Genomic DNA, 9272 nt, shown 5'->3' with positions numbered 1-9272 from the left:
ATAAGGGCGAACACGTGATACACAGGGTCGCATCAAACGCACGGCCCGACCCCAACCGGGGAACACACTTGGCCTGAACCTCTTGGGTCCCATCCCTCAGGTCTCCAGACAGCCATACAACTCCACGTTAACGCTAGGAGAAGGTCCTTGCGTCGCGCTGCGAGATTTTGGTTTCTGAGGCTGGAGCTTAATCGGTATAGGATCACGTTTGGTTACGGATGGTACGGGCACAATTTGGGCACAGTGGAGATTAGTTCCCCACCTTCGCCTTCAACTCCTCGAAGAAGTTCTCGACCACGATTAGTCTGCCAACGATGCCGGGGCCGATGACCATCTGAGCATACTGACTCCGACCGCAATCGCCCACGTGAGGAGTATGATACTCGCAGGCATGAGAATGTTCATTGCAAGCGGTGAGAAACCCGTGAGCGCCACGTCCAGCCAACGGCGATATGAACAACGGGCAGTAGCTCGAAGTCAGCGCCGAATTCCGACGAACCGACGCCGCCTCCAGCGGTCAGTGTAAGGCCGGACGGCGCGAGGTAGCTATATCCGAAGGACACGCCGACGCCGTAGTGCCGGAATAGCCGCCCGCTGAAATCGGCGGGTTTCGAGAGGCCCATGAGCGATGCGGAGAGGTCTCCAAAGAGTCGGTGCGGCGTTACGCCAAGCGTGACGGAATAGCGAAAACCTGCCGCGCCCGCGACGGTCGGCCCTTGGGGAGCTACACCGAGTCCGACAAAGAGGCTGAGCGGGGCACCAGGCAGATATGCTTCCCCCCCACCACCGAGCCATCCATAATGGTTACCGCCCCCGAGATACACAGCAGCTACGGGCTCGGAAAGGGGCTCCTGTGCAAGGCACGGGAGCGGAAGCGCCCCCAGCATGAGCATCATGGGAAGATGTCGCTTCACGATTCGTGCTTGAGGTCTTCCGCGAGGTAGACGTTCGCCATGCCGCCTTCGCCCAGGTGGCTTTCGATTTTGTAGCGGTCGGCGAGGGCGGTCGAGAGCCGGGCGGTGATCTCGGGCATGGGGCTAAGATGGACTGTTTATGGGGGTTTGGCGAGGTAGGGCCGCGGATACACCGCGGACTGAGTGCTGAAACCCGCGGATTGTCGATCTATCAGGCCGGCAGTGTTCGATCCGCGTACATCCGCAATGCATCCGCGCTCGTCAGCGGCGACGGAGGGCCGGGGATTCGAACCCCGAAGCGCTCGCGCGCGGCGGTTTTCAAGACCGCTGCCTTACCAATTAGGTCTAGCCCTCCCGAGCGTGTAACGTAATGTGATCACAGGAGATGTCACAACCACGCGCTGGCAACGCACGGGTTGCGTTACCAGGGTGCAGGCACTTTTGCAGGCGGTAAATCTGACTTAAGCCTGCTTAAGCGCCGTCCTAGCGAGTTCAGTTCGGGTTGCTGCTTCACGGTCGGGAGCTGCTCCTGAGAGGCTTGCTGCAATCAGCGCCGCGTCCTCGTCGAAGTACGCCTCGGGCGCGTGCTTCATGTAACGGAGAGTCATATGCGGTGTGGCGTGACCCATCAGTTTTTGTAGTCGCACGATGGGTACACCGGACTGTGCCGCGTGCACCCCAAACGTATGGCGCAGGTCGTGAAGTGTGGCATTGGGCTTGGGTTTTTCCTCCCCGTCATGAAGCCCAGCTTGGAGGCAGACCTTCCGCCACATCCGACGAGCCTTGCCGTAGTCGTTGAGGGGCGCAGGGAAGACTAACTTGGAAGGCCCACAAGGCAGCCGAGCGAAGTGCACGGCAAGGGTGGAGCCCAGGGGTTCAGGGATGGGAACATGGCGGGTGCTCGACGCCGATTTCACACGTCGAAAGCCTTCGTGAATGATCACGCGACGTTCGGTCAACCGCACATCCTCACCACGCAGCCCCTGGGCCTCACCGACCAGGTGATGGGCATTGTCGGCTACGATTGGGAGAGCGGGCAGGCGTTCGGCTTCGCCCAGTGGCAGCGCACCTTCGATGCCGTCAGCCTGCACGTGATCCTCACCGGCAGTCCCGCCGGAGGTTCAGATCTGGCCGCTGGTCAGAGCCAGTCAGGCGCAGCATTGACGTCGTTCGGCGTGGCCATTCAATTCATGATGATCTACAACTACTAGCGAAAGAAGCGATACAATGGACAACGGTCATATTGTCGAGATTCACAATCTGGTCAAACGGTTTCCGGTGGGCAACGGTTTCTTCACGGCTCTGCAGGACGTAACCCTGGCTATGGCCACCGGTGAATTTACCGGTCTGGTGGGCCCTTCGGGCTCCGGCAAGACAACGCTGCTGAATATTATGGGCGGACTGGACATTCCCACTGAGGGCAGCGTTACGGTGCTCGATCTTCCACTGAAGGGTCAGAACCACAAAACGCTGGCGAACCTCCGACGTGACAGTATTGGATTCATATTTCAAACCTATAACCTGTTGCCGGTCTATAGCGTATTTGAAAACATCGAGTTCCCCCTGTTGCTGCTGGATATGCCTGTGGACGACCGTAAGCGGGCCGTGAACGAGGCCATGGAGTGGGTTGGCCTCAGCGATAAGGCCGAATCCCGACCCGCCCAGCTCAGCGGCGGGGAGAGCCAGCGGGTAGCCATCGCCCGGGCCATCGTCAAGCGTCCCCGGCTGGTCATCGCCGATGAGCCCACGGCTAACCTGGATGCCGCCAACTCGCACAATGTCATGGGTATTCTGGCCAAACTCAACCGGGAGCTGTCCACCACCTTCATATTCGCCACGCACGACGAAAAGGTCATGGGCTACTTGAGCCGGATTGTCCACCTGGTGGATGGCAAGCTCGACCGCGAGGAGATCGTCGAGAGCCCGCCCCATCTGCAGGAGCAGTAAGATGCTGATGCTGAAGTTGGCGCTGAAAAACCTGCTGGGTGCCGGGATGCGAACCTGGCTGAACGTCTTTGTCACCTCCCTGTCCTTTTTCGCCATCATTTTCATGACGGGTCTGTACAAGGGCATCATCGAGAGCGCCAAGCGAATCAGGATGGATACGGAGGTGGCCGGCGGTGCGTACTGGCACCCCCGATACGACCCGAAAGATCCCCTGGCCTGGGATGAGAGCCACGGGCCCTTGCCCGCTCCTATCGCCAGGCAGGTGGCTGCCGGTGAATCCATGCCCGTGCTGGTCGTCCAGGGGGCCATGTACCCCGCAGGCCGCATGTCCCCCGTGGTCATCAAGGGGTTGCCGCCGGAGCAGCGCGTGGTAGACCTGCCGTCCTATACGCTGCAGGGGTATGGGGGCACGGCGCTTCCGGTGCTGCTGGGCGGCGCCATGGCGCGATCCACCCAACTGCGCGAGCACGATACTTTTACCTTGCGCTGGCGGGACGCCCACGGGACCTATGACGCCCGGGAGGCCGAGGTGGTGGCCATCATGCAGGTTGAAAATATGCTGGTGGACAAGGGTCAGATCTGGGTGCCGCTGGAGCACCTCCGGCGCATGGTGGACATGCCCGCTGAAGCCACCTTCGCCATCGTAGGCCAGGGCGTGCCGCTACTGGCGGAAACCGGCGACTGGCGCGCCAGGGACGTGAACTATCTGCTCAAGGATTATATCGCGATGGCCAAGTCGAAGGAGTCCAGTGCGCGGATACTGTATTTCATCCTGCTTACCATGGCCGGCCTGGGAATCTTCAACTCCCAGGTGCTCTCCATCTTCCGCCGCCGCAAGGAGATCGGTACGCTCATGGCCTTAGGGATGTCCCGCGGCCGGGTGGTGGGACTGTTCACCGTGGAAGGCGGGCTGCACAGCGTCCTGGCCATGGCTTTGGGGGTTGCCTACGGTGCGCCCTTATTGATTCTCATTGCCGTGAAGGGCATGCCGCTACCCTACAACCCGGCCGATTTCGGACTGGTCATTGGGCAGCGCCTGTTCCCGGTCTATGGCCCCGGCCTGATCCTGGGCACTACGCTCCTGGTGGCGGCTCTGGTTACAGTCGTGAGCTACATACCGGCACGGAAGATATCCACGATGAAGCCCACCGAGGCCCTCAGCGGCCGGGCTGCGCAGGGCTGACCGATGCTCATCAAGCTGGCACTGCGCAATCTTATCGGGGCGGGTCTCCGAACCTGGCTGAACGTCTTTGTCACGTCCCTGTCCTTCGTGATGATTATTTTTTCCAGCGGCATGTACAAGGGCATGATCGAGCACGCCCGCCGGGTCATCATCGACACGGAAATCGCGGGGGGCGCATACTGGCATCCGGCCTACGATCCCAGAGACCCCCTGAGCCTGGATGAAAGCCACGGCTCGCCGCCGGGCCCGGTGTCTGCCCAGGTGGCCGTGGGACAGGCCACACCCGTGCTGGTCATCCTGGGCTCGGCCTACCCCAACGGCCGCATGGTGCCGGCCATGATTCGCGGTATTCCACCGGGCCAGCAGGCCGTGACCATGCCCACCGCCGCCTTGGCCGCATACACCGGAGCTGCCATCCCCGTCCTCATCGGTACCGGCATGGCTGCGTCCACGGGGCTGAAACGGGGGGATCGCTTCACACTCCGGTGGCGCGATGACAGCGGTACCTACGATGCCGATCAGGCCGAAGTGGTGAGCATCATGAGCACCGAGAACTTCAAACTGGACAGGGGGCAGTTCTGGGTGCCGCTGGACCGACTGCAGAGCATGACCAACATGGCCGGTGAGGCTTCGTATGTCGTGCTCAACGTCGGCGCCGAGGTCCTTGAAAACCCCGGTGGCTGGCCCACCCGTGACGTGGACTACCTCACCAGGGATATTACCCAAGCGGTGGAGGCTGACCAAGCCTACGCCCGGACGCTCTATGGAATCTTGCTGGCCCTGGCAGGCATGGGTATTTTTAATTCCCAGGCACTCTCGATTTTCCGCCGGAGAAAGGAGATCGGGACGCTGATGGCGCTGGGCATGAACCGGAGCCGGATCATCGCCCTGTTCACCACCGAGGGCGGATTCCATAGTCTGCTGGCGATGGCGCTGGCGGCGGCCTATGGTGGCCCCCTGCTCTGGCTCTCCACGGCCAGCGGCATTCCCCTGCCCTACGATGCTGAGGCCGTGGGGTTTGTCATTGGCAAGCGGCTGATTCCAGCCTATCCCCTGGGACTGCTTATGGGGACAGTTGTGCTGGTGACCGCCGTGGTGACCATCGTGAGTTATCTGCCCGCAAGGCGGATCGCCAAATTGAAACCCACCGAAGCTCTCTCTGGAAGGACCAACTGATGCTGCGTTTCCTTATCAAAGGTGTGCTGCGGGATCGTTCCCGCAGCCTGTTCAGCTTTATCGCCATTGTAATGGGCGTCCTGCTGGCCGTGTTGTTTCGCGGCTTCATGGCGGGCGTATTCGACGACATGCTGCACCAGAGCGCCGTGCTGATGACCGGTCATGTGAAGGTCACCACCCGCGCATGGGTGGATGAAGCTGACATCATGCCCAACGATCTGGCCGTGCTGGACGTGGATTCACTGGTGGCGCAGTTGTCGACGGATTATCCCGAAATGGACTGGGACCCGCGCATTCTGTTCGCCGGGTTGCTGGATGTTCCGGACGATGCCGGCGAGACCCGCGCCCAGGGCCCCATGCTCGGCATCGCCGTGGACTTCCTCTCGCCGGAAGCGGGCGCGCGCCAGGTGGAGCTGTGGGAGTTGGATAGCAGGCTGGTGCGGGGCCGGCTCCCCGAAAGAGCCGAAGAGGTCCTGCTGGGCGAACGGTTTGCCATCCGCCTGGGTATCGAACCGGGGGAGGTGGGCACCTTCGTTGGCGTTACCATGCACGGTGGTTTTGCCACCTACAACTTCCACGTCGTCGGCACGGTGGCGTTGGGGGTGGGCGGCATTGACCAGAATCTGCTGCTTGCCGATCTGACCGGGGCGCGGGCCGCGCTGGACATGGAAGACGGCGCCTCGGCAATCTTCGGGCTGTACAAGGACATGTTCTACGATGACGCCGGCAGCGTCGCCCTGAGCGCGGCCTTCAACGGGTCGCAGGCCGATCCCGAGGACGAGTTCAGCCTGATGATGCAACCGCTGAGGGCGCAAAACAGCCTGGGGCAGATTGTGGACTTCAGCAAAGGCGCGACGCTGGTGATCATTCTCATTTTCATGTTCATCGTGGTGGTGCTGCTGTGGAACCTGGGCCTCATGAATGGACTGCGACGGTACGGTGAATTCGGCGTGCGGCTGGCCATGGGTGAGACTAAAGGTCACGTGTACTGGACCATGTTGGGGGAGTCGCTGCTGGTGGGTATTGCCGCCAGCGTGGTGGGGACGATCCTGGGCCTGCTGGTGGTCTACTATCTGCAGGAGGTAGGCATCGACTACACCACTCTGCTGGAGGACTACGAGATGCCCATTTCCGGCGTGATGCGGGGCAAGATCACCCCCGACTGCTACTATATCGGCTTTATTCCCGGCGTCGTGGCGACCCTGCTGGGAACCATGCTGGCCGGCAGGGGGATCTACAAGCGGCAGATGTCGGAACTTTTCAAAGAGCTGATGCTGGAGTCGTAGTCCGGCGCAAGCCGTAGCCCTCAAGAATCATTTCAGACAAGGAGAATATCCATGCCCAGGTTTTCATTCCTCACCCTCGTTCTGGCCCCCTGGCTCGTGACCGGCGGCCCACTGGTCGGGCAGAGCGATGAGCCGCCCACAGCTGCGGCGCTTATCGAGGCCATGGACGCCAACCTCACCAGCAAGACCCAAATCTTCACCAGCCGGATGGTGGTGCACGGCCGCAGGAAAAGCCGTACCATCGCTTCCCGCAGCTGGGTGCAGGGCACCGACAAGGCGTTCACCGAGTACCTCTCCCCGGCCAGGGAAAAGGGCACCAAGATGCTGAAGCTGGGCGACCGGCTATGGACCTACTCGCCGCAGACCGACCGCATCATCCAGATTTCCGGCCATATGCTGCGGCAGTCCGTGATGGGCTCTGACCTGTCCTACGCGGACATGATGGAGGACGAATCCTTCCTGGACGCCTACGAGGGCAAGGTGGAAGGCTCGGAGATGATTGGCGACCGGGACTGCTGGATCCTGACCCTCACGGCCCGCCGGGAAGGGCAGACCTACCACCGGCGCAGGGCGTGGGTGGACAAGGAGCGCTACGTGCCGCTCCGGGAGGAGCTCTACGCTAAGAGCGGCCAGCTGCTCAAGTCGGCCAGCGCGAAAGAGGTGATGCGGGTGCAGGGCCGCTGGTACCCCCGGGTATGGGTGTTCCGCGACGAGCTGAAGCGCAACAGCCGGGGCACCGAGTGGATCGTGGATGAGATCGTGTTCGACCAGGCCATCCCGGCATCCCGCTTCGCCAAGTCGGGGCTGAGGAAGTAGGGGCTCAAGGTAGCGGGATACGGGTTACCAGTTACGAGTTACCGGGTGCCGGATGTTGGATGTGGGAACCGATACGCATGACCCCCTCCCCCCCTGCCTTGGGTCACTGTCACCGACGGGAAGGGTGGCCCAAAGGTGGCCCGAAACCTCCCGATTCCCGTCCCGAAGCTTCGGGATTCGGGACGGGACAAGTTGCGCGCGGCGAGAACCTCCGCCGCTGGCGGGGCAATGGCAGGCGAGACGGCCACGCTACGCTCACAACGAGAGCAGAGGGGGGCGCCCCTCTCCGTCAACGTAGAGGGCCTCGGTGAAGCCTACGGCGAGCCGGGCCGGGGCAGTCCAGCGGTGAGCCGACCACCGCCTACGCCGGGGTGAAATGTCAAAGAACTGGGATGGAAGGTAGGCCGGCTGCGGCGTGCAGGGAAGGGCGGGGTTTGACGCGGGGGGCCCGCCTCCGGCGAGGCAAAGGGGTGCTCTATTTTAGAAGTACCATCTTGATGGACTTGCTGAACCTGGCCGTGTTGAGCCGGGCGATGTAGAGCCCGCTGGGGAGCTCCGCCCCGGCCGCGTTCTTGCCGTTCCAGACCACCGAGTGGTAGCCGGCCGCCAGGCGGCGTTCCAGCAGCCGCGCCACTTCCCGGCCCATGAGGTCGTAGACCACCAGCCGGGTGGCGGCGTCCTCAGGCAGGCCGAAGCGGATGGTGGTGGCGGGGTTGAAGGGGTTGGGGTAAGCGGGGGCGAGCGAGTAGACGGTGGGGATGGCGGGCTTCCCTTTTTGGAGATAGCCCAAGGCGCTCGCCGTATTGGAGGGACCCGACTCGCCCCCAATGTTCACTGCGGTGGCGTAGTATTCCAGCGAGTACTGCGACGAAGAGTTGAGCACGGCACCGGTGTCCAGGTACGAATTGACGCTGGTTGTGGCGATATTTGAAAACGGCGAAAAGGCATAGCGGCGAAAGACCCGGTAAGATGTGGCGTCCGCAACAGCGTTCCACCAAAGTATTGGCGCTTGACCCTGATTGCCGGCATTGGTGATGACCAGGCCCGTGGGGGCGGGCGGTGGTGGAATCAGGCTGGGATCAATGAAGGCCCGGAACTTGCTGCCGGCCTGGGCATGGAAACCGGGTGATAATGTTATCTTGCTGCCGGCAGCAAATGCGACATCGCCGCTGCTTTCAATAACTAAAGATGGACCACCAGTAATTGAGATCGCTGACTGGTATTGTTCCGTAACGTTATAATTCACGAAAGAAACTCCCCAGGGAATCGAATAATTTTCTAATAATAAATCTTCCCCTCTAAAGTTTTTCAGTATATGTGCTGTTTCGTTGAGCACCCGTGCATTATCAGAAGTGGCGGATGTGCCCATGGGAACGCCGCCATACGGGACCCCAGGATTTGACCAGTATTGTAATCGTGTTAACGAGAGGTTAGATAGTGCCATAATGGTTCTCCAGTTGTCAGGGGGATAGCTGTAGCCATGTCCATATGGGAAAGGATAAGCACTGGTGTCGATATCATGCCTTGCACCTTGAAGATGCCCGATCTCATGCGCGAACGAAAAATTACCCAGAGCACAATCGTAATGCACTAATGCAAAAGATATATTAGGATTCGCCAGAATTGCAGCAGCGCTCCCGCAAAATGCTGAATTATCAACTAATAATATAACTACATCTGCGCGGTGCTCATCGCGGAGATCAGGGACTTCATCCATGTATCCATCGGAAGGATTCACTAGCCGTTCCAGATCAACGGTATAGCTTACCTCGGTGTAAGTAACTTCGTGTACTGCACCAGTGAGCACAACTTCGATGTCGATATTACTGTTGTCATAGGATACATTTGTTTCATCTACAGCACACACGATTAAAGAGATGATATCCCCACCGTATGCCGATTCAGCGGCAGGGGTATATGAAACGAACACCTTTATGGTGTCTTCATGGC

At 60.6% G+C, this 9272-nt stretch carries 8 protein-coding genes and 1 tRNA gene; 6 read left to right on the top strand and 3 right to left on the bottom strand.

The genetic code is table 11. The features are described from left to right. Positions 1-1185: 1185 nt before the first annotated feature. Positions 1186-1269 (bottom strand) — tRNA-Ser (locus IH971_09725). Between the two features lie 106 nt (positions 1270-1375). Continuing rightward, positions 1376-1873, bottom strand: coding sequence for a site-specific integrase (locus tag IH971_09720; protein MCH7498116.1), 498 nt, complete (start codon positions 1871-1873; stop codon positions 1376-1378). Between IH971_09720 and IH971_09715 the strand changes: the two genes are divergently transcribed. The 6 genes from IH971_09715 to IH971_09690 are packed head-to-tail and all read left to right on the top strand — an operon-like array spanning position 1805 to position 7322. Next, positions 1805-2125: a hypothetical protein gene (locus IH971_09715; GenBank protein ID MCH7498115.1), complete on the top strand. Its 321-nt coding sequence runs from the start codon at positions 1805-1807 to the stop codon at positions 2123-2125. The genes IH971_09720 and IH971_09715 overlap by 69 nt on opposite strands. A gap of 16 nt (positions 2126-2141) precedes the next feature. Beyond that, positions 2142-2861: an ABC transporter ATP-binding protein gene (locus tag IH971_09710; GenBank protein ID MCH7498114.1), complete on the top strand. Its 720-nt coding sequence runs from the start codon at positions 2142-2144 to the stop codon at positions 2859-2861. A gap of 1 nt (position 2862) precedes the next feature. Further along, complete coding sequence (locus IH971_09705; GenBank protein ID MCH7498113.1) at positions 2863-4044, top strand: ABC transporter permease; 1182 nt, start codon at positions 2863-2865, stop codon at positions 4042-4044. Positions 4045-4047: 3 nt separating this feature from the next. Beyond that, positions 4048-5220 (top strand): FtsX-like permease family protein, encoded by a 1173-nt coding sequence (locus tag IH971_09700; GenBank protein MCH7498112.1) that lies wholly within the window; start codon positions 4048-4050, stop codon positions 5218-5220. Further along, on the top strand, positions 5220-6506 hold the full coding sequence (locus tag IH971_09695) for an FtsX-like permease family protein (protein ID MCH7498111.1): 1287 nt from the start codon (positions 5220-5222) through the stop codon (positions 6504-6506). The genes IH971_09700 and IH971_09695 overlap by 1 nt, the downstream gene beginning before the upstream one ends. A 51-nt stretch (positions 6507-6557) precedes the next feature. Beyond that, positions 6558-7322: an outer membrane lipoprotein-sorting protein gene (locus IH971_09690; protein ID MCH7498110.1), complete on the top strand. Its 765-nt coding sequence runs from the start codon at positions 6558-6560 to the stop codon at positions 7320-7322. Positions 7323-7797: 475 nt separating this feature from the next. Here the strand turns inward: IH971_09690 and IH971_09685 are convergent. Next, positions 7798-9272 (bottom strand): T9SS type A sorting domain-containing protein (locus IH971_09685; GenBank protein MCH7498109.1); only part of this gene is annotated, 1475 nt, incomplete at its 5' end.

Source organism: Candidatus Neomarinimicrobiota bacterium, from assembly GCA_022560655.1.
GTDB lineage: Bacteria > Fidelibacterota > Marinisomatia > SCGC-AAA003-L08 > TS1B11 > JADFSS01.
Note: the sequence above shows the minus strand (reverse complement) of the source record. Positions and strands in the feature narration are given on the sequence as shown.

Bases quoted from the DNA above. Each gene is read 5' to 3' on its own strand.
- IH971_09705 (MCH7498113.1), top strand. From the start codon at position 2,863: ATGCTGATGCTGAAGTTGGCGCTGAAAAACCTGCTGGGTGCCGGGATG.
- IH971_09715 (MCH7498115.1), top strand. From the start codon at position 1,805: ATGGCGGGTGCTCGACGCCGATTTCACACGTCGAAAGCCTTCGTGAAT.
- IH971_09695 (MCH7498111.1), top strand. From the start codon at position 5,220: ATGCTGCGTTTCCTTATCAAAGGTGTGCTGCGGGATCGTTCCCGCAGC.
- IH971_09710 (MCH7498114.1), top strand. From the start codon at position 2,142: ATGGACAACGGTCATATTGTCGAGATTCACAATCTGGTCAAACGGTTT.
- IH971_09690 (MCH7498110.1), top strand. From the start codon at position 6,558: ATGCCCAGGTTTTCATTCCTCACCCTCGTTCTGGCCCCCTGGCTCGTG.
- IH971_09700 (MCH7498112.1), top strand. From the start codon at position 4,048: ATGCTCATCAAGCTGGCACTGCGCAATCTTATCGGGGCGGGTCTCCGA.